Source organism: Candidatus Kirkpatrickella diaphorinae (assembly GCF_025736875.1).
GTDB lineage: Bacteria > Pseudomonadota > Alphaproteobacteria > Acetobacterales > Acetobacteraceae > Sorlinia > Sorlinia diaphorinae.
The window spans coordinates 1,134,581-1,157,006 of the sequence record NZ_CP107052.1 but is presented as its reverse complement, the minus strand read 5'-3'; the positions used below and the strand labels follow the sequence as shown (position 1 = coordinate 1,157,006).

The 22,426-nt window shown below is 57.4% G+C and carries 20 protein-coding genes; 17 read left to right on the top strand and 3 right to left on the bottom strand.

Annotated elements, in window-relative coordinates; translation table 11 throughout:
* Positions 1-13: 13 nt before the first annotated feature.
* From N5W20_RS05205 to glmM, 14 genes are all read left to right on the top strand, one after another.
* On the top strand, positions 14-763 hold the full coding sequence (locus N5W20_RS05205; protein WP_319806113.1) for a YebC/PmpR family DNA-binding transcriptional regulator: 750 nt from the start codon (positions 14-16) through the stop codon (positions 761-763).
* Positions 764-1,270, top strand: coding sequence for a crossover junction endodeoxyribonuclease RuvC (gene ruvC, locus N5W20_RS05200; protein ID WP_319806112.1), 507 nt, complete (start codon positions 764-766; stop codon positions 1,268-1,270).
* The gene (gene ruvA, locus N5W20_RS05195; RefSeq protein ID WP_319806111.1) at positions 1,267-1,869 is read left to right on the top strand and encodes a Holliday junction branch migration protein RuvA; all 603 of its coding nucleotides are present in this window, start codon (positions 1,267-1,269) and stop codon (positions 1,867-1,869) included. The genes ruvC and ruvA overlap by 4 nt, the downstream gene beginning before the upstream one ends.
* Positions 1,866-2,927, top strand: coding sequence for a Holliday junction branch migration DNA helicase RuvB (ruvB, locus tag N5W20_RS05190; protein WP_319806110.1), 1,062 nt, complete (start codon positions 1,866-1,868; stop codon positions 2,925-2,927). Before ruvA ends, ruvB begins: the two co-directional genes overlap by 4 nt.
* Positions 2,917-3,336 carry a YbgC/FadM family acyl-CoA thioesterase gene (locus N5W20_RS05185; RefSeq protein ID WP_319806109.1) on the top strand — a complete coding sequence of 140 codons (420 nt, stop codon included), beginning with the start codon at positions 2,917-2,919 and terminating at the stop codon, positions 3,334-3,336. Before ruvB ends, N5W20_RS05185 begins: the two co-directional genes overlap by 11 nt.
* A 159-nt stretch (positions 3,337-3,495) precedes the next feature.
* Positions 3,496-4,143, top strand: a complete 648-nt coding sequence (gene tolQ, locus N5W20_RS05180) for a protein TolQ (protein WP_408869437.1) — start codon at positions 3,496-3,498, stop codon at positions 4,141-4,143.
* A gap of 3 nt (positions 4,144-4,146) precedes the next feature.
* Positions 4,147-4,581, top strand: a complete 435-nt coding sequence (gene tolR, locus N5W20_RS05175) for a protein TolR (RefSeq protein ID WP_319806107.1) — start codon at positions 4,147-4,149, stop codon at positions 4,579-4,581.
* Positions 4,582-4,596: 15 nt separating this feature from the next.
* Positions 4,597-5,592, top strand: coding sequence for an energy transducer TonB (locus N5W20_RS05170; RefSeq protein WP_319806106.1), 996 nt, complete (start codon positions 4,597-4,599; stop codon positions 5,590-5,592).
* A gap of 34 nt (positions 5,593-5,626) precedes the next feature.
* A complete protein-coding gene (gene tolB / locus N5W20_RS05165) occupies positions 5,627-6,988 on the top strand; it encodes a Tol-Pal system beta propeller repeat protein TolB (RefSeq protein ID WP_319806105.1) in 1,362 nt (453 codons plus the stop codon).
* Positions 6,989-7,226: 238 nt separating this feature from the next.
* On the top strand, positions 7,227-7,706 hold the full coding sequence (pal, locus tag N5W20_RS05160; protein WP_319806104.1) for a peptidoglycan-associated lipoprotein Pal: 480 nt from the start codon (positions 7,227-7,229) through the stop codon (positions 7,704-7,706).
* A 153-nt stretch (positions 7,707-7,859) separates the two neighbouring features.
* A complete protein-coding gene (locus N5W20_RS05155; protein ID WP_319806103.1) occupies positions 7,860-8,591 on the top strand; it encodes a tetratricopeptide repeat protein in 732 nt (243 codons plus the stop codon).
* Positions 8,592-8,599: 8 nt separating this feature from the next.
* Complete coding sequence (tilS, locus tag N5W20_RS05150) at positions 8,600-9,883, top strand: tRNA lysidine(34) synthetase TilS (RefSeq protein WP_319806102.1); 1,284 nt, start codon at positions 8,600-8,602, stop codon at positions 9,881-9,883.
* A 176-nt stretch (positions 9,884-10,059) separates the two neighbouring features.
* Positions 10,060-11,982 carry an ATP-dependent zinc metalloprotease FtsH gene (ftsH, locus tag N5W20_RS05145; RefSeq protein WP_319806101.1) on the top strand — a complete coding sequence of 641 codons (1,923 nt, stop codon included), beginning with the start codon at positions 10,060-10,062 and terminating at the stop codon, positions 11,980-11,982.
* Between the two features lie 84 nt (positions 11,983-12,066).
* A complete protein-coding gene (gene glmM, locus N5W20_RS05140) occupies positions 12,067-13,446 on the top strand; it encodes a phosphoglucosamine mutase (protein WP_319806100.1) in 1,380 nt (459 codons plus the stop codon).
* 110 nt (positions 13,447-13,556) lie between these two features.
* Here the strand turns inward: glmM and N5W20_RS05135 are convergent, their stop codons facing one another.
* Positions 13,557-14,282 (bottom strand): response regulator transcription factor, encoded by a 726-nt coding sequence (locus tag N5W20_RS05135; RefSeq protein ID WP_319806099.1) that lies wholly within the window; start codon positions 14,280-14,282, stop codon positions 13,557-13,559.
* Positions 14,283-14,660: 378 nt separating this feature from the next.
* Between N5W20_RS05135 and N5W20_RS05130 the strand changes: the two genes are divergently transcribed.
* On the top strand, positions 14,661-15,059 hold the full coding sequence (locus tag N5W20_RS05130) for a hypothetical protein (RefSeq protein ID WP_319806098.1): 399 nt from the start codon (positions 14,661-14,663) through the stop codon (positions 15,057-15,059).
* A gap of 57 nt (positions 15,060-15,116) precedes the next feature.
* Here N5W20_RS05130 and hisC read toward each other — a convergent pair whose 3' ends face one another.
* Entirely contained in the window at positions 15,117-16,184 is a 1,068-nt protein-coding gene (gene hisC, locus N5W20_RS05125; protein WP_319806097.1) for a histidinol-phosphate transaminase, read from the bottom strand.
* 4 nt (positions 16,185-16,188) lie between these two features.
* On the bottom strand, positions 16,189-16,800 hold the full coding sequence (locus tag N5W20_RS05120; protein WP_319806096.1) for an ankyrin repeat domain-containing protein: 612 nt from the start codon (positions 16,798-16,800) through the stop codon (positions 16,189-16,191).
* 428 nt (positions 16,801-17,228) lie between these two features.
* Here N5W20_RS05120 and tkt point away from each other — a divergent pair, with 428 nt between their 5' ends.
* Positions 17,229-19,349: a transketolase gene (gene tkt / locus N5W20_RS05115; protein ID WP_408869436.1), complete on the top strand. Its 2,121-nt coding sequence runs from the start codon at positions 17,229-17,231 to the stop codon at positions 19,347-19,349.
* Between the two features lie 135 nt (positions 19,350-19,484).
* On the top strand, positions 19,485-22,352 hold the full coding sequence (locus N5W20_RS05110; protein WP_319806095.1) for a bifunctional transaldolase/phosoglucose isomerase: 2,868 nt from the start codon (positions 19,485-19,487) through the stop codon (positions 22,350-22,352).
* Positions 22,353-22,426 lie beyond the last annotated feature (74 nt).

Below are 22,426 nucleotides of genomic sequence, written 5' to 3'. Positions count from 1 at the left end.
CCCGGGGGTAGGAATGGCCGGCCATTCACAATTCAAAAACATCATGCACCGCAAAGGTGCGCAGGATGCGAAACGCGCCAAGCAATTTGCGAAAGTCCTGCGCGAGATTACCGTCGCGGTGCGCTCCGGCTCACCGGATCCGACGGCCAATCCGCGTCTGCGTGCGGCCATGACGGCCGGGCGTGAAATCAACATGCCGAAGGATAATATCGAGCGGGCCATCAAAAAAGCCTCAGGGGCGGGGGCAGGGGATGATTACACCGAAGTGCGTTATGAGGGTTATGGCCCGGCGGGCGTCGCCATCATTGTGGAAGGTCTGACGGATAATCGTAACCGCACAGCGAGTGAAGTGCGCGCTGCTTTCTCAAAACATGGTGGCTCACTCGGTGAGAGCAATTCCGTTTCCTTCATGTTTGCGCATGTCGGTGTCATTAGCTTCCCGACCGAGGTGGCAAGTGAGGAGGAGATGCTGGACGCCGCGATTGAAGCGGGCGCCGATAATGTCCTCCTTTCCGAAGACGGGCATGAGATCATCTGCGCAATGGAGAACTTCTTTGCCGTGCGCGACGCGCTTGAAACGCGTTTCGGGGAGCCAAAGGCCGCAAAACTCGATTGGCGGCCGGAAAACAGCGTGGTGCTGAATGAGGAAACGGCGCGTTCTGTCCTTAAATTGATCGACGTGCTGGAGGATAATGACGACGTGCAGGCTGTTTACGCCAATTTCGACCTCCCTGACGATGTCGCGCGGGCCCTGGCTGCCTGAATGAAGCGGCTGATCGGCATTGACCCGGGTCTGCGCTTTACAGGATGGGGCATTATCGATGTTGAGGGCAACCATATGCGCCACGTGGCTTCCGGCGTGATTGGCAGTGACAGTGATGAGTCTGTGCCGCATCGCCTGTGTGAGCTTCACGGCGCGTTGACGGCGCTCATCAGGGAATATACCCCTCAGGAAGCCGCGGTGGAGGAGACGTACGTTAACCGCAATGGCGCCTCCACCCTCAAACTTGGCTATGCGCGCGGCGTTGCACTTTTAGTGCCGGCCTATGAGGGGTTACTTGTGGCGGAATACGGTGCCAAGCAAGTCAAAAAATCTGTCGTGGGCACGGGTGCCGCCACGAAGGAACAGGTGACCCTCATGATCACGCGTCTCCTACCCGGCGCCATCATTAAAAAAGCAGATGCGTCGGATGCGCTGGCCGTGGCCATCTGCCACGCCCATCATCGCGCAAGCCACGCCGCTTATGCCCGAGGAAGGCGCATGGCATGATTGGTCGCCTCGTCGGACATGTCGTCGCAACGGAGCTTGATCACTGCCTGATCGACGTTAACGGGGTGGGGTACGTTGTCTCCGCATCCAGCCCGACCTTATCGCACTTGCCGCCTTCATCCGAGAAAGCGACGCTGCTGATCGAGACGCATGTGCGTGAAGATGCGATCCAGCTTTTCGGTTTTGCTTCACAGGGGGAGCGCGCCTGGTTCCGCACCCTAACGACAGTGCAGGGCGTGGGGTCGAAGGTCGCGCTCGCGATCCTTTCCGTCTGCCCGCCAGAGGCCCTGCCGCTGATCATCGCCAGTGGCGACAAGGCCCAGCTCGCCCGCGCGACAGGGGTCGGGCCGCGCCTGGCAAGCCGCATCATTTCCGAGCTATCGGCAAAAACGGCGAGCCTGCCTGATTCCGCGTCGGTCGCGGGTCCGTCAGCGCCGGGCACATCCTCCTCTCTTGAGGGGGACGCCATGACAGCTCTGGAAAGCCTCGGTTTCCGCCGGGTGGAAGTCTGGGATGTCCTGACCCGCATTATCAAAACCCATGAAGGGGCGAATCTCGAGAAAATCCTGGGGCTGACGCTGAAAGAACTCGGACGATGAGCGCCCCGGCGGACCGTATAATCGACCCGGAACGGAAAGAGGATGATTTTTCCGAAAGCACATTGCGGCCGCAAACGCTTGATGACTTCACGGGCCAGCGCGCCAGTCGTGAGAATCTCTCCGTCTTCATTCAGGCGGCGAGGGCGCGTGGCGATGCGCTGGATCATGTGCTTCTCCACGGCCCGCCGGGGTTGGGTAAAACCACCCTTGCCCAAATCGTCGCGCGGGAGTTGGGGGTGGGTTTCCGGGCGACATCCGGGCCGGTTATTCAACGGATCGGGGATCTCGCCGCTATTCTGACAAATCTTCAGCCGCGTGATGTTCTTTTCATTGATGAAATTCACCGCCTGCAGCCAGCGATCGAGGAAATCCTTTATCCCGCGATGGAGGATTATCGGCTTGATCTGATCATTGGTGAGGGGCCCGCGGCGCGATCCGTGCGGATTGACCTGCCGCCTTTCACGCTGGTCGCTGCCACGACGCGTGCCGGTCTACTGGCCACGCCCCTCCGGGATCGCTTCGGCATTCCGTTACGGCTGATCTTTTATTCACCGGAGGAGCTACGTGCGATCGTCAGTCGCGGTGCGGCGCGCCTTGGAGTAAATCTGACCGAAGACGGCGCCGCGGAAATCGCCCGTCGCTCACGCGGGACGCCGCGTATTGCCGGACGCCTGCTGCGCCGCGTGCGGGATTTCGCGGCTGTGGGGGCACCGCGAGACCGCGCCATCACGCGGGAAATGGCGGATGCGGCCCTCACGCGGCTTGAGGTTGACCCTATCGGTTTGGACGCGATGGACCGGCGTTATCTAATGCGGATTGCGACATTTCATCATGGCGGGCCGGTCGGAATTGAAACACTTGCCGCTGCCTTGTCCGAGGCGCGCGACAGTCTAGAAGATGTTGTTGAGCCCTATTTAATTCAGGAGGGATTGATCATGCGCACTTCGCGGGGGCGCGTCCTGGGTGAACGGGGCTGGGCGCATCTGGGCCTGAAACCGCCCCGAAATGCCGTGATGCAAAGTGACCTCCCGCTTGATGGATCCATTGATGCGCCATAAATTCTCCATTCGTATTTATTACGAAGACACGGACGCGGCAGGGATTGTCTATCACGCGCGCTATCTGCATTTCGCTGACCGTGCACGAACGGAGCTGCTGCGCCAGAATGGGATTTCCCTCCAGCATTTGGCGGAGGAGGAAGGACGTGTCTTTCTCGTGCGCAGCCTGACCGTCCATTATCGCAAGCCGATTTACCTTGATGATGAGATCACTGTCTGCTCGGAGGAAATGGAAACTTCCATCTCGCGATCGATTATAAGGCAGGTGCTTGAGCGCAAGGGCGAAGAATGTGCGCGTCTGGAAGTTGAGCTTGTCTGCCTTGATCGTGCCACGAACAGGCCCGGGCGTTTCCCGCCGCAGATTGTCTCGGCGTTGGGTGCGTACCGTGCGGCCCATCTCGATAGGTGACGCGGGCGGCAAATCATCGTAAAGAAAGCAAAATCAGGGCGCGAGTCCTGAGGTGTATACGGGGAGGCGGGCCTCCCCAGGGAGGTTGGATTGGATCGTACGGTAGATACAGCAAATCTGGGGGCGCAAGCGATCAACCTGTCCCCGTTGCACCTTTTCATGCACGCATCCATCGTCGTGCAGCTTGTCATTCTGGGGCTCGTTTTCTGCAGCGCCTTTGTCTGGGCCGTCATTATTGAAAAATATATGTCGGTCCGGCGCGTCAATCGTGAAGCGGACGCTTTTGAGGAGCGCTTCTGGTCCGGCGGCAGTCTCGACGATATTTATGAAGCGGAAGGGGCGAAACCCTCCAACCCCATGGCCGCCGTTTTCGGCGCGGCAATGGGGGAATGGCGGCGCTCCGCCCGGATCAACGGTGCGGATATGAGCCGTGGCGGCGTGCGGGAACGTGTCGACCGCGCCATCACCATCACCGTCACGCGGGAGATGGATCGCCTCGGCAAACGGCTGATCGCGCTGGCGACAATCGGCCCGGTCGCGCCTTTTATAGGCTTGTTCGGGACAGTCTGGGGCATCATGCATGCTTTCGGCTCCATCGCCGCGCAACACAACACCAACCTCGCCGTCGTCGCGCCGGGTATCTCCGAGGCGCTTTTCGCCACCGCGATCGGGCTCCTGACGGCCATTCCTGCCTATGTCGCCTATAACGTTACCAGCGGCGCTCTGGACCTCTTCGCGGAGCGTCTCAGTTCCTTCGGGATTGAGTTTGCCGCGATCCTGTCCCGTCAGTCAGAAGAGCGGAGCTGAAGAATGGGCATGCCATCTGCCGGAGGGTCGCGGCGGGGGCGTCGCTTTCGTCCCAGCGCGGAAATCAACGTCACTCCGCTTGTCGATGTCATGCTGGTGCTGCTGATCATCTTCATGGTGACAGCGCCAATGCTGACAAGCGGTATCAATGTCGATCTGCCGAAATCCAGCGCCGCGCCGCATAATGTCGATGTCAAACCCGTTAATGTCTCCGTCAAAGAGGATGGAACGATCTATCTGGATGACCATACGGTGGCGGAGCAGGATCTCGTCGCGCAATTGCGTGAGCGCGTGCATGATGACCAGCAGCAGCGCATCCATGTGCGGGGGGATCTGCGGCTGAGTTATGGCCAGGTGGCCCGTATCATGGCCATGATCGCGGGGGCCGGTTTCAAACGCATCGCGCTTGACACGCGGGAACAGCCGGCGGGCCAATAGGGGAAGGGGTCGAAATTGCACCGTCCTCTCTCTGCGGATACGCGGCGTTTCCGGCGTTCAGCTGTCGCGTCCGGGCTGCTGCATCTTGGCGTGATCCTCTGGATTGTCATTTATATGCATGGATCCGTCCCGCCGGAGCCACCTCCGCCTGACTCCGTCGATGTCACGTTGGATGTGGATGCGCCACCGTCGATCCCGCATAAATCCGATCAGCTTTCGAAAGAAAAATCGCCTGCCCCTGCGCCTGTGACTGAGGATGCGCCGCCCTCACCGGACGTGCCGAAAGACGTGCCGAATGAGGAGCCACCGCCCGCCCCGCCACCGCCGCCGCCCATCCCTCCCGCGGCGACAAGTGACGCACAGACATTGCCGGAGCTCAAACCGATGGAAAAGCTCCCGGATGACGATGCGGAGCCGATCAAGACTGTCCCGACCCCGCCTTCACCGCCATCCGCAGCGCACCAGGTGGTGCCGCCTCAGGCCCTGACCCGCAGGGACGTTGCGCCGCCTAAAATTTTCCAGCCATCTCACATCACGCAGCCCAATGTGACGAAGAAAATGCAGACGGATTCCCATTCCCTGCTTTCAACACTTGATGCGTTTCGCGTTGATCAGAAGCAGACCCACCCGCCCAAGGCGCGTGCCAATCCGAAACAGGGTGGTGCCCCGAAAGGGGCTGGCGCGCCGGAAGGGGATATCACGAGCGCCTTGACGCCGACGCAGCGCGGGGCCATCGGGCAGGGCGTGCGGCGGTGCTATACGCAGGATACAGCCGCGCAGAATTACGCAAGTTTTTCCGCCGCGTTGGAAATCACCGTGGATGCGCAGGGCGTTGCGCGTCGCGCGGAATTATCCGCCGATACAATGCGGCGGGCGGAATCTGATCCCGTCTTTCAGGTTTTCGCTGAGCGTGCCCGCCAGGCTGTTTTAAGCCCGACATGTGCCAAACTGCGCCTGCCGCCGCAGATGCTCGGTGATGTGCACCGGTTGAAGTTCATTTTTAGGCCATAATCTTCGGCCAGGATCGTTGATGGAGGAGCTTGATATGCGTAGCACTGATAGGTTCATTCTTGATGACGAGGCTGAAAGCCTGCGCCAGTTCCTCCTCTCTCGTCGGACTGCTCTTGGCATGGGTGTGGCCGCGATCGGCCTCTCCGCCCTCTCACCCCGTTTCGGTTTTGCGCAGGGTTCTGGCCAGTCGGGCGCGGCCATCACGGTTGATCAGGCCCGCGCCGCCCCGATCCCCATTGGCATTCCGAGCTTCGGGCCCGGTCTGGGTGCGCAGATCAGCGAGGTCATCGCCGCGGATCTTGGCAATACGGGGCTTTTCAAGGTGCTGGCCTCATCGCCGGGCGCACCTGACTTTGAAATGCTGAAAAGCCAGGGTGCGCGCGCCGCCGTCAGTGGCAATGTATTGGGAAGTGGCGATGTGCAGGTTGAAATGCGTCTCTGGGACGTCCTGACCGGTGGGCAAATCCAGGGCACGCGTTATTCCGCCAATCGGGCGAACTGGCGTCGCATCGCGCACATTATTGCTGATGTCATTTATGAGCGCCTGGTGGGTGAGAAAGGCTATTTCGACACGCGCATCGCATATATTTCCCGCACGGGTCCGGGGCGTCAGCTGACGACGCGGCTGGCCATTATGGATCAGGATGGGGAAAATGCGCACATCCTGACCCAAGGACGATGGTTGACGCTCACGCCGCGATTTGACCCGCGTCAGGACCGCCTCGCTTTTATGTCTTACGCGAATAATCGCCCACGTGTGTATCTCTTCGACATTAAATCGGCGCAGCAGCGGTTGCTCGGTGAATTTCACGGCATCTCCTTTGCGCCTCGTTTTTCTCCCGATGGTCAGCAGGTTGTGCTGTCTGCCACGCGGGCGGGCGGTTCCGACATATGGGTGGTTGATCTCGCTTCCGGCGCGAAACGGCAGATGACCAGTTCCGGCGCGATTGATACGAGCCCCTGTTTCAGCCCTGATGGCACGCAGATCGTCTTCAACTCGGATCGCGGCGGGTCGCCTCAGCTTTATATCATGAGCGCATCTGGCGGTAATGCACGGCGCATCTCTTACGGTCAGGGCAGTTATGGCTCCCCCGTCTGGTCTCCGCGCGGGGATGTGATCGCCTTCAGCCGTATTGCCAATGGCAGTTTCTCTCTGGGCGTCATGGGGCCGGATGGCGGGGGGGAACGCATCCTGACAGAGGGTTTCACGGTTGAAAGTCCCACATTCTGCCCGAATGGGCGCGTGCTGGCTTATTGCCGTCAGACACGGGCCGGACATCGCGGCGCGGGTTTTTCAACGATGATCGACACGATTGATATCACCGGTTTCCATGGTCGGACGATTCCGACGCGCACGGGTGCGTCTGACCCGGCCTGGTCACCTTATAACGGTTAAGATTTTAAAACATAATGCGGCCGATTTCCCAAGGATCCCGCCACTTACGTCATTAAGGTTTCTCAGGTGGTTCCGTGGGAACTTGACCGCCTCCGGGAAGTTTGATTATGGAAGAATTGGACGCTTTTTGTCCAAAATACGCTGCGCGATGGGGTTTGAATTCATCCCTCATCCTAGTAGTCGATCCGTTTATCTGGTTCGGACCTGAAATCAGGCCGGCCTTTCAGGATGGCATATTATGAATTTCAAACTCTTAAGCTGTGTCGGTATCGCGCTTGCTTTGACCGCATGTTCCGGTAAGCCAAGCAATACCGGTTCTACCGATGGCAATGGCGCCGTCGCACAGGAAACGGGCGTGACGCCCGGTAGCGAAGCCGATCTCGTCGCCAATGTCGGGGACCGGGTTTATTTCGCGCTCAATCGCAATGAGCTTTCCAGCGACGCGCAGGCAACGCTTGATAAGCAGGCGGAATGGCTGGGGCGTTACCCGCAAGTGACCGTGCAACTCGCCGGAAATTGTGATGATCGCGGGACGGAGGAATATAATATCGCTCTCGGCCAGCGTCGCGCCAATGCCGCGCGGGATTACCTCGTGGCTAAAGGCGTGAGTGCGTCGCGCATCACCACAATCTCCTACGGTAAGGATCGTCCCACAGCGCAGGGCGATAATGAGGAAGCGTGGTCGCAAAACCGCAATTCAATTACCTCTGTTCAGTAAAAACGCGCTGACCGCAATCCGGGTGAAAGCTTTGGTTGCGGGCGGGCTTTTTATCATTTAACGAGTATAGTCGGCGCGGTCCCAGGTCGGGCCGACTATAAACTTACCTGCAGGCTGCATTGATCCTCGCATCATACGGCGTGGAGAGACAAATTGCGACATCACAACGCTTATCGGCTGACCCGACTTTTCTGTATCACCGGACTTGGTCTCGCGATCTTCCTTTCCGCCTCGCCGCTTAATGCGCGTTCGGAGGATGAGGGCGGGACGCGCGATCTCGTCGCGCAGCTACTGCAGCGCGTGGCCGCTCTGGAAGCGTCACAACGGGAATTACGTGGTGATGTTGACCAATTGAGCAATCAGGTCAAAACCCAATCCGAGGCGCTTAATAAGAAACTGGATGACGCGCAGTTCAATGCGGGCGCGGGTTCAGGCACGGCGACTAAAAATAACGACATGGCGGCGGCACCTCAGGAAAAGACGGAGAGCGCCAAAGCGGCTTCCCCCGCAGACCTCATCAAGCAGGGCAAAGCGGCGCTCTCAGCGCGCAATTTTGATGTCAGCCAGGCGAAGGCGCAGGCGGCCATCAAAGCGGCGCGTGATACAAAGACGAAAGTCGATGCACGCTTCCTCCTTGCGCAATCTCTTGCCGGGCAGAAAAATTTTAAGGGTTCGGCACTGGCTTATTTTGACGCGTACAAGGCCGCGCCCCGCGCGGTTTCCGCGCAGGAATCCCTCCTTGGTGTTTCGGCCTCTATGCTGGCTCTAGACCGACACAAGGATGCGTGTGAAGCTTTAGGGAAGTTAAAACATGATTTCCCGGATATGTCGGCGCGCATTCGCAAGGCCTATAATTCGTTCTTCCGACGGGCGCATTGCGGCTGAGACAGTTTTTGCCGGTTCATGAAGATGAATTCGCGGGACTGATGTCGCCTTACGGGCCGTTCCCTGCGGATGAGACCCGTTACCGTGTTGCTGTCGCGGTTTCCGGCGGTGCGGATAGTCTTTGCCTAGGCTTTCTGGCGCATCGCTGGCGTAAGAGGAGTGTCGCCCTGATCGTTGATCACGGGTTGCGTCCCGAAGCCGCGCAGGAAGCACAGGAAACGCGGCGGATTCTGACTCGTCTTGGGATGGAAGCCCATATTCTTCGCCTTACCCATCTGTCGAAAATGCGTGGCATGCAGGCGCGCGCGCGCGCGGCGCGATATGACATCCTGACAGAATGGTGTCGTCAGCATGGCGTGATGGATCTTCTCGTGGCGCATCACCGCCGCGATCAGGCGGAGACTTATTTTCTGAGAAAGGAAAAACAGAGCGGCGCGTTCGGCCTCGCCGGCATGGCGGCTGCCCGCTTCACGCCTGACGTCCGGATCATTCGGCCGTTACGTGACATTCCGCCCCAGCGATCAAGGGCAACCCTTGATGCGGAAGGTCTGAGATGGATCGAAGACCCGTCAAATCGCAACGCGCAGTTTCGTCGTGTTGCGATCCGGCAAGCCCTGTCGGCGCAGGACATTGACGTCGCGCTGAGTGAGACGCGCCGTCACGCCGCTTTGCGGCAGGCGGCCGAAACGTCTCTGGCCGCTTATTGCGGGCAACTCACGCCGCATCCTTTCGGCTTCGTCCGCATCAATGGGGAACTGCCACCGCCTGAAATATTGTCGCCTCTCTGTCAGGCTGTTTCCGGCGCGGATTGGGCACCCTCCCAGCGACGTCTGGCGCAGCTCCGGGCAGCCGCGCAGGACGCCACATTGGGCGGCGTATGGTTTTTTCAACGCCGAATTGCGGGCGTGACGCGGGGATGGTGCCTTGTCCGGGAGCCGGATGCGGCCGCGCAGATGATTGACATCAACGATGTTGCGCGGGCGGAAGGTCTCATCTGGGACCGACGATGGCGCCTCCAGGGACGCGCCGTGCCAGGTATTACCATCCGCCGTCTTGGCAGGGCCGCCTCGCAATTCAAGACGCGGGACCTGCCTTCACGCTATCTTATGGCACTGCCCGCCATCTGGCGCGATGATCGACTTATTGCCGTCCCGCATTTCGGGTTCTGCAGGGATGTGGCGGTGGCGCATCTCCGCTTTACGGCGTGGCGCCGCGCACCCGTGACCGATGCTTCCTTATGGTGCGATATGGCGCCTGAACCCTCATCTTCAAGCTGTGAGACGGGATATTAATGGTTTGATCATGGGATGAACCTGTTTTTTAACGACAAAGCGTCCTTGGGCGGGGTTGGTAACACGCGTGCTCATGCTTATGTTATCTTCACGCGGTTGAGTTTACCTCTTATCTGTTCGACAATCCGTCATATGCGACCACGCCCGAGCCGGGCTGTATTTTGGTAGAGAATCTTATGAATAACCTAGGGCGTAGTCTTCTGGTCTGGATAGCGATCATCGTTGCGATCGTCATGGTCTTCGTCGCTTTCCAACCGCATGACGAGCACGCTGTAACGCAGCAGCTTGCCTATTCCGACTTCGTCCATGACGTTGATAAGGGTCAGGTCAGGTCCGTCACGATCCGGGATCAGGACATTACCGGCAAATTGAAGGACGGCGTCGCTTTCCAGACTTATGCGCCGATTGACCCGACCCTCGTCTCGCGACTGACGTCTAAAGGTGTTGAGGTCAATGCCAAGCCGCCTGAGCCGGAGGGAAGCCCCGTCTTAAGGGCCATTGCAAATTACCTCCCCATTATCCTGATGGTCGGTATTGTCATTTTGTTTCTCCGTCAGATGCAGATGGGGAATGGCAAGGCGATGAGCTTCGGGCGCTCGCGCGCGCGCCTGCTGAGTGAGAAGCAGGGGAAAGTCACTTTCAGCGACGTTGCCGGGATTGATGAGGCGAAAAGTGAGTTGGAGGAAATCGTCGATTTCCTCAAAGACCCGCAGAAATTCACCCGTCTCGGGGGTAAGATCCCGAAAGGCGCATTGCTTGTTGGCCCGCCAGGCACGGGTAAAACGCTGCTGGCACGCGCCATTGCGGGTGAGGCCAATGTGCCGTTCTTCAGTATTTCCGGTTCCGACTTCGTGGAAATGTTCGTCGGTGTCGGCGCGTCCCGCGTGCGGGATATGTTTGAGCAGGGCAAAAAATCAGCGCCCTGTATCATCTTTATTGATGAGATCGACGCGGTCGGGCGTCACCGCGGTGCCGGACTGGGCGGCGGAAATGATGAGCGGGAACAGACACTCAACCAGATGCTGGTAGAGATGGATGGTTTCGAAAGCAATGAGGGTGTGATCCTGATTGCCGCGACAAACCGGCCGGACGTGCTTGACCCGGCTTTGCTGCGTCCGGGGCGTTTTGATCGTCAGGTGGTTGTGCCCAATCCGGATGTCACGGGTCGGGAGCGCATCCTGCGTGTTCATATGCGTAAAGTGTCTCTCGGTAATGATGTTGACCCACGCGTGATTGCCCGCGGTACGCCCGGTTTCTCCGGCGCGGACCTCGCTAATCTCGTCAATGAAGCGGCGCTGATGGCGGCGCGTCTTGGCAAGCGATCCGTCAATATGCGGGATATTGAGGCCGCGAAAGACAAGGTGCTGATGGGCGCGGAAAGGCGTTCTATGGTGATGAGTGAGGAGGACCGGCGTCTTACCGCCTATCATGAAGGCGGCCACGCCCTTTGCGCCATGCTGACGCCGGGTTGTGACCCGGTGCATAAAGCGACGATCATCCCACGCGGGCGTGCTCTTGGCCTTGTCATGAGCCTTCCTGAAGGCGACGCTTATTCAAAAACAAAAAGCAAATGCCTTGCTGAGCTGGTTCTGGCCATGGGCGGTCGCGCGGCGGAAGAGATCATTTTCGGTAAGGAGAATATCTGCACGGGTGCCTCAAGCGACATCAAGATGGCGACCGATCAGGCCCGCCGTATGGTGACGGAATGGGGTATGAGCGAGAAGCTCGGCACGATTGCCTATGGTGATAACGGGCAGGAGGTGTTTCTTGGGCATTCCGTCACGCAAAATAAATCTGTTTCAGAGGCGACAGCGCAGGAAATTGATCGGGAAGTGCGCGATATTGTGGACCACGCTTATCGACGCGCTCACAGTCTTTTATTGGAACACATAGACGACCTGCATCGTTTGGCGAAAGCCCTGTTGGAATTTGAAACCCTGACAGGTGATGAGATCAGCCAGCTTTTAAAAGGGCAGCCGATTGAGCGGGCCGATATTTCGGATGATGGGCCGGAGAATCGACGGGCCTCCGTGCCGACCGTTAATACGGGTTGGGGGACAGGTCCCTTGGCGGGTGCGGCGTCTCCGCAGCACGGATAAAGAAAGAGGGCTTCGGCCCTTTTTCTTTAAGTTTCAGTCAGGCCGCAAAGCCTGAGACATTTTGTTTGTAACAAGGCAGTGTCAATGTCCAAAGCTTCGTCCACGCGCCGCCTCTTCGGTACAGATGGCATTCGGGGGCTCGCCAATTGTTTCCCCATGACGATCGATATCGCGCAAAAGCTTGGCCAGGCCGCGGGGATATTTTTTCGCCGGGGTGATCACCGACATCGTGTCGTTTTAGGTAAAGATACCCGCCTCTCCGGTTACATGCTTGAGAACGCCCTCGTCTCCGGTTTTCTTTCCGCCGGGATGGACGTCACTTTGGTAGGCCCGCTGCCGACCCCGGCCATCGCCATGCTGACGCGGTCGCTGCGGGCGGATCTGGGCGTTATGATTTCGGCCTCCCATAATCATTTCGGGGATAATGGCATCAAATTATTCGGTCCGGACGGCTACAAATTGTCGGACGAGGATGAGGCCAGAATTGAAGCGCTTATGGCGCAGGATCTCTCGGATTATCTCGCGCCACCCCAGGATGTCGGCCGCGCCTCGCGCCTCAATGACGCTGCCGGACGTTATATTGAAAGCGCGAAAACGTCGCTTCCCAATCGATGCCGCCTGGACGGATTGAAGATCGTCCTCGACTGCGCAAATGGCGCGGCCTACCGGGTCGGCCCCACAGCATTGTGGGAACTGGGCGCGGATGTCGTTAAAATCGGCTGTTCACCTAACGGCACCAACATCAATCATCGCTGCGGCTCGACCGCGCCGCAAAGATTGCGTGAAGCCGTTTTGCAGGAGAGGGCGGATATAGGCATCGCGCTGGATGGGGATGCGGACCGCCTCATCATCATTGATGAAAGGGGTGAGACCGTCGATGGTGATCAGGTCCTCGCCTTGATCGCATCCCATTGGCAGAATGCGGGGCTTCTTCGGTCCAATAATGTCGTCGCGACGGTGATGTCCAATCTCGGGCTGGAGCGTTTTCTGCAGGGGCAGGGGCTAGAGTTACACCGCACCGCGGTGGGTGACCGCTACGTTGTGGAGCGCATGCGGTCTTTGGGCAGTCAGATCGGCGGGGAACAATCGGGGCATATGGTGCTGTCCGATTACGGCACAACGGGGGACGGTCTTGTCGCCGCGCTTCAGGTGCTGGCTGTGCTTGTTGAAACAAAAAAACCAGCGAGCGAGGCTTGCCGCATGTTTACGCCTTTCCCGCAAACGCTGCGCAGCATTCGTTTCAGCGAGGGGAATCCGCTCCAGGCAGATTGCGTCATCGACGCGCAACGCCATGCGGAAAGTCAGTTGCAGGATCGCGGGCGTGTGTTATTGCGCGCCAGTGGCACGGAGCCGCTGATCCGCATCATGGTGGAGGCGGATGACGGGCAGCTTGTCGCAAGCGTCGCGGATGCACTGACAGAGGCTGTTGAATCGGTCGCCAGATTATCGTCGCCGATAAAGTAAACTTGGCCTGTCTAAAAATGGGGCCCATATGAATTGACCCCGGAAACGCCTCAATCAAAGAGACGCCTTCCGGGGCCGTGCGCTTTACCTTCGCAAATGGTCGCTATGTCCTAGGCGTTGATGAGCGACGAGTGTTGCGGGTTTGTGACGCGGGAAACAGGTTGGAATTCCTCCCTCAGCACGTAGCCGCGTCCCCAGACAGTGCCGATGAGATTATCAATACCGTGTTCCTGCAATTTGCGACGCAGCTTACAGATGAAGACGTCGATAATCTTCATCTCAGGCTCATCACGTCCGCCATAAAGGTGATTGAGGAAAGCATCCTTGGTGAGGATCGTGCCGCGCCGAAGCACAAGAAGCTCTAAGATCGCGTATTCTTTACCAGTAAGCGGAATGGAAACGCCGGAAGCAAAAGCGCTCTTGGCGTTAAGGTCAATGGTCAGATTACCCAGGGTAATGACAGCCGTGCTGAAACCGCGCGACCGTCTTGCGACCGCATGGAGACGTGCGATCAACTCTTCATCATCATAAGGTCGTTCGATAAAATCATCCGCACCGGCATTGAATGTCGCAATCTTATCCCGGGCGGAACTGCCCTGCGACGTCACGATAATCGGCGTTTCAACGCGTGCGCGGCGGACACGGCGTATGACATCGCAACCGTCAAGGTCATCGATCGAGAGATCAACGATGGCGAGGTCATAATCATAATGTTGTAGCATTTCAATCGCGTCGAAACCGCTCCCCGCGTGGTCCACGGTAAACCCGCCTTGGTGAAGGGTCTTCAGCGCTGAAACACTCTCGCCACAATCATTTTCGACTAGAAGGAGGCGCATGTTTTCATTCTCCACATCTGATGAATTTTTATTACTACCTAGGGTTGATAAGGACAAGTCAATTACGCCTTCAATGTGAAAAAGTTTTTCCCATTGCTAAGTAATAGTTAAGGAGAACGTAAATTTCCGAGGGAAACCATTGATTAACAACAAAAAATAGGTTGAAACTTTTACTAAACTTCAACTTAGTGTTGCAGAATGAGCACGTTACGCTAAGATTTGAAAGGGCGACAATATCAGCCCGTTCAGTTTAGCTTAACGTTTTGGACGTTATAAAGGTCCGGATTAAGAAAGAAGTTTTTAAAAATAATCTTTTCGGATAACTTGCAGCGTCGGATAACGAAGCGGGAACATTGTTCAGCGAGGAATCGGACTTAGGTGACGATGCATTCTATATATGACATGCCGTCGGAGGAGATCTCCCTCCGGCAGCTCAGCATCTTGCGAAAGAGCGAGCGTAATCTGGCGCGCTCAAACGCACTGGCCGCGTGTGAGCAGGAGGAAAGGCTCCGCTCTGAACGCACGCGCGTAGAGCGTGCGATCTATGAGGAAGAATATGAAGTCCTCGCGCTTTCCATGGATGATGTTGAAGTTGAGCAATTTATGAGCTGGCTTCCGCAGGCGCGCCGGGCTGTGTCAGAGGCGCGACGTCTTGAGGGCCGGGCGCGGATTGACATGCTTTACGCCCTCACGGCCCTCGAAACAGCTTCTGCCGCTGTGGAGGAGGCGGAGGTTGAACGTCAGGTGACGCCTTCACGCCTCCCGCAATCTGTCTGATATTACAGGCGATCACCTTCCGCTTCACAGCCTGACCCTACCTGCGTTGAGAAACTTTCAGCCAGTCTGAAGAAGTCGGTCGAGGGCCGTCAGAAGGCGTTGATGCTGTGCTTCTGAGCCAATGGTGATGCGGACCCAATCAGCTATACGTTGCGTCTCCATATGACGCACCAGAATATTTTCTTTCCTCAGATGCCGCGTCAATTCATCGGCGCGTATATTCGTGTGGCGCGCCGCGATGAAATTCGCCTGAGACGGCAGGATCGTGAACCCCCGCGCCTCCAGCGCGTGGGTCAGATCCTCCCGCAATTGCTTTATCCGGTGCACAGTCTCCTCCAGCCATACTGTGTCCTCAATGGCGGCAATGGCGCCGGATTGCGCGATGCGGGAGAGTGGGTAGGAGTTGAAGCTGTCTTTGACGCGGGTCAATCCTTCAACCAGCTTCGGGTGCGCCAGGGCGAAGCCGACACGCAGCCCGGCAAGTCCCCGACTTTTGGACAAAGTCTGCACGACGATGAGATTAGGGTGATCGCTGACGAGGCGCGCGGCGCTCTCTGCCCCGAAATCGACATAGGCCTCATCAATCAGCACCACACAATCCCGCCTTGCGCGGACAAGACGCTCAATCTCCCGGCGGGGGAGGGCCAGGCCGGTATTGGCGTTCGGATTGGCGATGACAATCCCGCCAGCGGGCCGCTCAAGATAGTCATCGATGTTGATTGTGAAATGATCAGTCAGCGGAATATGCTGATAGGTCAGGCCGAATAAATGGCAGTAAACGGGGTAAAAGCCGTAAGTGACATCTGCGAAGAGGATGGGCCGATCCTCCTGCATCAAAGCTCTGAAAGCATGGCCCAATACCTCATCCGACCCGTTTCCGACAAAGACATTGTCCAATTCACACCCGCAAAGCCGGGCAATCGATTTCCTTAAAGCTGCGGCTGTCGGGTCAGGATAAAGGCGCAGATCATCGTCACACGCGGCGCGCAGGGCATCGCGCGCGGCAGGTGACGGCGGGAAGGGAAGCTCATTCGTGTTGAGCTTGACGAGATCCGCCTCCTGACTCTGTTCTCCCGGAATGTAGGGATCCAGTTTATGGACGAGGGGGCTCCAATAACGATTCATCACTTTACGTCCGATGCGTTCCCGAACGGGAATCCCGTCCGTCTATCCGGGTCAGTTCAGCCCGTGAATGGGCAAGGTCGCGCGCGCACACGCCATCCACATCTTTCAGGTCGAGATCGGCGCCGTGTTCAAGGAGGAGTTTGACGATATCATGGCGCTCAAACATCAGGGCGAACATTAAAGGCGTGCGACCCAAATGGTTTTGATGGTCAATTTTTGCACCATGCTCAAGCAGCAGGCGCGCCACGCGCTCATGCCCCTTGAAGGCGACCCCGCTTAAAGCAGTCGCACCTTTCCTGTCTTCAGCATCCACCCTGGCGCCATGATGCAGCAGAAGCGCCGCCGCATCGTAACGGTTCTTATACGTCGCAACGATCAATGCTGTGTGTCCGCGACTATCCGCTGCGTCGATCTCCATACCGGCATCGATGAATTGTTTAATGGTGTTCAGGTCACCCTCACGCGCAGCATCAAGAAAAAGCGCGGCAATCTGCTCGTCAGTCAAGTGGCCTTCAGAATCTTTTTCGCGCATCGCGCTGCCCTGTTCATCATGTTTCATCATTGTCAATTGCGGCGTCAATGATGCGCCATGTGACCCCGCAATCACGCGTTTCATGGGAAATCTTGCACCAATTTTCCTTACTACGAAGGTTTTTCCGGTACGACCAGCCTTTAAAACTGCGTTTAATGCACTATATTTCGCTCTGAGCCGTCTTGACGGGACAAAATCACGAAATGTTTATCTCGTGACGAAACCGTCATGAATGCTCCGGTTTAAGTGCAAAATCCACTTTTTATACCGTAGGTTAGCGGCTGTGACGCGGGGCCGCTCTTAGAGAGCTGAGTGAAGATATGTTTTTTTTAGGCCACGCTCTTGCGTTCCGGCCGAAGCGTCCTAAAACCCTATCTGAAAATTCTGTGCAAAATATGTGTGATTTTCTGTCGGGTTGGAGTCGCCATATCGCTGCGCTACAGCGTCGAGCCGATTGCTGTGTCCTGTCTGTCGGTTCAACGAGATGAAGAGAAATTGGAGGTCAGTTTTTGATGCGTTCTTTAAGTAACCAAGTCGCGTACAACGCGCAGGCGGGCTCCGGCGGCGCCGGTTCAGGTGATATCGCGCAGCTGACGATCAACACCATCCGAACCCTCTCCATGGATGCCGTCCAGAAAGCCAATTCCGGCCATCCCGGCACGGCCATGGCACTCGCCCCGGCAATGTATGCCCTTTGGCAGCATGAACTCAAATACGACCCCCAGCAACCGCTCTGGCCTGCGCGGGACCGTTTCGTCCTGTCAATCGGCCATGCTTCTGTCCTGCTTTATTCAACCATCTTCCTGACCGGCATTCGTGATGTCGCGCATGGCAAAGTGGTTGATCGCCCGTCCTTGACCGTCAAGGATATTGAGCAGTTCCGTCAGCTCAATTCCAAAACGCCGGGCCATCCGGAATATCGCTTCACGTCAGGCGTTGAAACCACGACCGGCCCGCTGGGGCAGGGCTGCGGTAATTCCGTTGGTATGGCGATTGCCGAGAAACATATTCAGGCGACATATGGCCGTCCCGGCTTTGAGGATCTCTTCAGTCATTACGTCTACACGTTCTGCGGCGATGGTGACATGATGGAGGGTGTGGCCTCCGAAGCGGCTTCAACAGCCGGTCATCTGGGCCTCGGCAATCTGATCTGGCTCTATGACAGCAACCAGATCTCCATCGAAGGCTCGACGGAAATCGCGTTCACGGAAGATGTGGGCAAACGCTTCGAGGGTTATAAATGGCACGTCCAGACTCTCAGCGACGCGAATGATGTCAATGCCATCCGCAAGGCGCTTGAGGCTGCGCGCCAAGTCAAGGACCGCCCCAGCCTGATCATCCTCAAGACGGTCATTGGTTACGGCGCGCCGAAAAAGGCGGGCACGGCGGCGGCTCACGGTGAGCCCCTCGGTGCGGAAGAAATTGCCGGCGCCAAAAAAGCCTATGGCTGGCCGTCGACAGAGCCTTTCTATGTGCCCGATGGCGTGCAGGACCATTTCAAGCAGGGTCTTGGCAAGCGCGGTGCAGAAGCCTACGCCGCCTGGACGAAGAAATTTGCTGAATATACAGCGAAATATCCGGACGAGGCTGAGCAGCTTAAGGCGATTTTTGAGCATCGTCTGCCGAAAGATTGGGATAAAGACCTCCCGAAATGGGAGGCGGATCCTAAAGGTGTTGCCTCACGCGCCAGCTCCGGCAAGGTCATCAACGCCATCGCGAAAAACGTGCCCTGGATGATCGGCGGTTCCGCTGATCTCTCCCCTTCCACCAAGACAAACCTGACATTTGACGGGGCAGGGAGCTTCCAGCCAGCGCAATGGAATGGCAGCTATGCGGGTCGCAACCTGCATTTCGGTGTGCGTGAACATGCGATGGGCGCCATCTGCAATGGTATCGCCCTCTCCGGCATTCGTCCTTATTGCTCAGGCTTCCTGATCTTCTCTGATTATATGAAGGCGCCGATCCGTCTCTCCGCCATTATGGAGCTGCCGGTGATCTATATCTTCACCCATGACTCCATCGGTGTCGGTGAAGACGGTCCGACGCATCAGCCCATTGAGCAGCTCGCCCAGTTGCGCGCAACGCCGGGCCTGATGACGATCCGGCCTGCCGATGCCAATGAGGTGGACGCAGCCTGGCGCACAATCATGCCGCTGACGGAGAAGCCGGCCGTGCTGATCCTGAGCCGTCAGAACCTGCCGACGATTGATCGCAGCAAATATGCGCCTGCGGAAAATCTCTCGAAGGGTGCCTATGTCCTGGCATGTTGCGGGTCGAAACCGGATGTGATCCTGATGGCGTCCGGGTCGGAAGTGGGGCTGGTTGTTGAAGTCTATGAGAAGCTGATTGCGGAGGGCGTCAAGGCCCGCGTCGTCTCCTTCCCGTCATTCGACTTGTTTGAAGAGCAGGATCAGGCTTATAAAGACAGCGTGTTACCCCCTGATGTTAAGGGACGTGTTGCGGTCGAGCAGGCGGCTGCTTTCGGGTGGGACCGGTATGCAGGGCTGGGTGGCGACATCATCGCCATGAACAGCTTCGGCGCTTCAGCCCCGCTCAGCGCGCTGCTGACCAAATTTGGCTTCACGCCTGAAAAGGTTTACGAGGCTGCCCTTAAACAGTCTAAACGGAAGTAAGACTTTGCTTGGGCCTCGTCAGTCTTCTGCCGAGGCCCTCATTTTTTGTTACGCCTTGCATTGCGGTTCCGAAACTTGTTTCGCTGCGGTGAAACCGTGGATGCCAAGGTGATGGTATGATGAGAGGAGGACGTCATGGGCGTCGAACAAAAGCCTAACGCGGGGAAAGTCGCAAATGTATTGCGAGGGATGGCGGATTTTGGCCAATCTCCGTGGCTTGATTTCATCCAGCGTTCGTTCACCGCAGACGGCAGCTTGAAAAAACTCGTTGACGAAGATGGACTTAAGGGTGTCACGTCAAACCCTGCAATTTTTGAAAAAGCGATGGGCTACGGCTCAGATTATGACGCGCAGATCAAGGAATTGCTTGCTGACGAGATCCTCTCCCCCGGAGAGCTTTACGAAAAACTCGCCATCACGGATATTCGCGCGACAGCCGACGTCATGCATCCAGTTTTCGAAGCGACCAAGGGCCTTGATGGCTATGTCAGCCTCGAAGTATCGCCTTACCTTGCATTTGAGACGGACGCGACCGCTGATGAAGCCCGCCGCCTCTGGCGTGAGGTCGGGTGCGAAAATCTGATGATCAAAATCCCCGGCACGCGTGAGGGCGTCCCTGCCTTTCAGCAGGTGACGTCGGAAGGGATCAGCGTCAATGTCACGCTGCTCTTCTCCTTCGCCGCTTATGTGGACGTGCTGGAAGCCTATCTGAAAGGGCTCGAAACCCGCCATGCGCGCGGTGAGTCGATCGATAAGATCGCCAGCGTTGCGTCCTTCTTCGTCAGCCGGATTGACGGCAAAATTGACGCTGAAATCGATCGTCGCGTCAAAGAAGGCGACAAGGATGCCGAAGCCCTCAAGGCGCTGCGCGGCAAAGTGGCAATCGCCAATGCGAAAATGGCGTATCAGCATTATCTTGAGGTCATCAAATCATCGCGCTGGCAGAAGCTTGCCGCGGCGGGAGCGCAGCCACAGCGTCTGCTCTGGGCGTCGACAGGCACGAAAGACAAAGCTTATTCTGACGTGCTTTACGTTGATGAGCTGATTGGCAAGGAAACGGTCAATACCATTCCGCCCGCCACATTTGATGCTTTCCGTGACCATGGCAAATTGCGTGCGAGCCTCACGGAGGATGTCGAAGCGGCTCGCCATGTGATGGATGAGCAGAAGCGTCTCGGCCTGAACCTTGATGCGGTGACGGAAACACTCGTGACGGAAGGCTGTGCCTCTTTCTGTGACGCTTTCGATAAGCTGCTCGGCGCTGTTGCGCAGAAGCAGAAAGCGATGCTCGGCAATAAGGTGTTGAAACAATCCGTTCAACTCCCTGAAGCGCTGAAAAAAGATGTCGCGGAAATCACCGAAGATTGGCGGAGAGCGGGCAAGCTTCGCAAGCTCTGGGCGCGTGATCCGTCTGTCTGGACAGGCGGTGAAGAAGCAAAATGGCTCAAATGGCTCGATATTGTTGAGGAGCGTCTTGCCCACGCGGTGGAGCTTGAAGCTTTCGCGCATGATGTGCGGGCACGTGGTTTCACCGATGTGCTTCTCCTCGGTATGGGCGGGTCAAGCCTCGGGCCGGAAGTGATCGCCGAGACATTTGGTCGTCACGCCAATTTCCCGAAACTGCATGTCCTTGACAGCACGGACCCGCAGCAGATCAAAGCGTTTGAAAACGCGGTTGATCTCAAGAAAACATTGTTCATTGTGTCCTCCAAATCCGGTGGGACGCTGGAGCCGAATATCCTGAAAGCCTATTTCTTCGCCGCGGCGGAGAAGGCTCTCGGCAAGGCGCCTGGCGCACATTTCGTCGCGGTGACCGATCCGGGCTCCCATATGGAGGAAGTCGCGAAGAAAGATCTTTTCTGGAAGATCTTCTACGGCGAAAAACAGATTGGGGGGCGCTTCTCCGTTCTCTCCAATTTCGGGCTGGTTCCGGCGGCGGCGAGCGGGCTTGATGTCAATGCCTTCCTGCGTTCAGCGCTCCATGCTGTCAAATCCGCCGCTGCGAGCAATCCGCCAGCGCAAAATGAGGCCTTCCAGCTTGGCGCCATCCTCGGTGCCGCGGCAACGCGCCACAAGCAGGATAAAGTCACGATCATCGCTTCACCGGAGATTTATGATCTTGGTGCCTGGCTGGAGCAGCTCATCGCCGAGTCAACGGGCAAGAAGGGCACGGGCCTCGTGCCGATTGATGACGAGACGCTCGGTGGCCCTGATGTTTACGGCAAGGATCGCGTCTTTGCCTATCTCCGCTTAAGCGATAAGGCTTCGGCGGCGCAGGATAAGGCGATCAAGGCGCTTGCTGAGGCGGGTCACCCCGTCATCACCATCGACCTCGCGGATAAAATGGCGGTCGCGCAGGCTTTCTTCCATTGGGAGTTTGCAACGGCGGTCGCGGGCTCCGTGCTCGGCATTGACCCGTTTGACCAACCGGATGTTGAATTCAGCAAGGTTGAGACGAAAAAGCTCACAAACGCTTTCAATGAGACGGGCAAATTGCCGGATGAGACAGCTTTCGCGAAAGATGGCGCTTTTGCCTTCTATGCGGATGCGTCCAACGCCAAAGCTTTGGCGGGGCACGATGTGGGGACGATCCTCAAGGCCTTCTTCGGTCGGGTCAAAGCGGGCGATTATATCGGCTTGCTTGCCTATATCGCGCGTGATGAAAAGACGCGGGCCTGGATTCAGGATGTGCGGCTGACGCTGCGTGATCACCTTAAAGTGGCGACAGCTGCTGAGTTTGGCCCCCGCTTCCTGCATTCGACGGGGCAGGCTTATAAAGGCGGTCCGGATAGCGGTGTCTTCCTGCAGATCACGGCTGAGGATCACGCTGATCTTCCCGTGCCGGGTGAGAAATTCACTTTCGGTGTCGTCAAGGCAGCGCAGGCACGTGGTGATTTCGACGTGCTGTCCGAACGCGGCCGTCGTGCCTTGCGTATCCATATAAGTGGGTCGCTGGAGGCCGGTCTGAAGGCGCTCGCGGAGGCGATCAGCAAAGCGTTGTAATGTGGATGCGGCCCGACCTCCATCGGGCCGTTTCTCCAAAGAGAAATCACGTTTTCGTAACGTGTTTGAAGGTT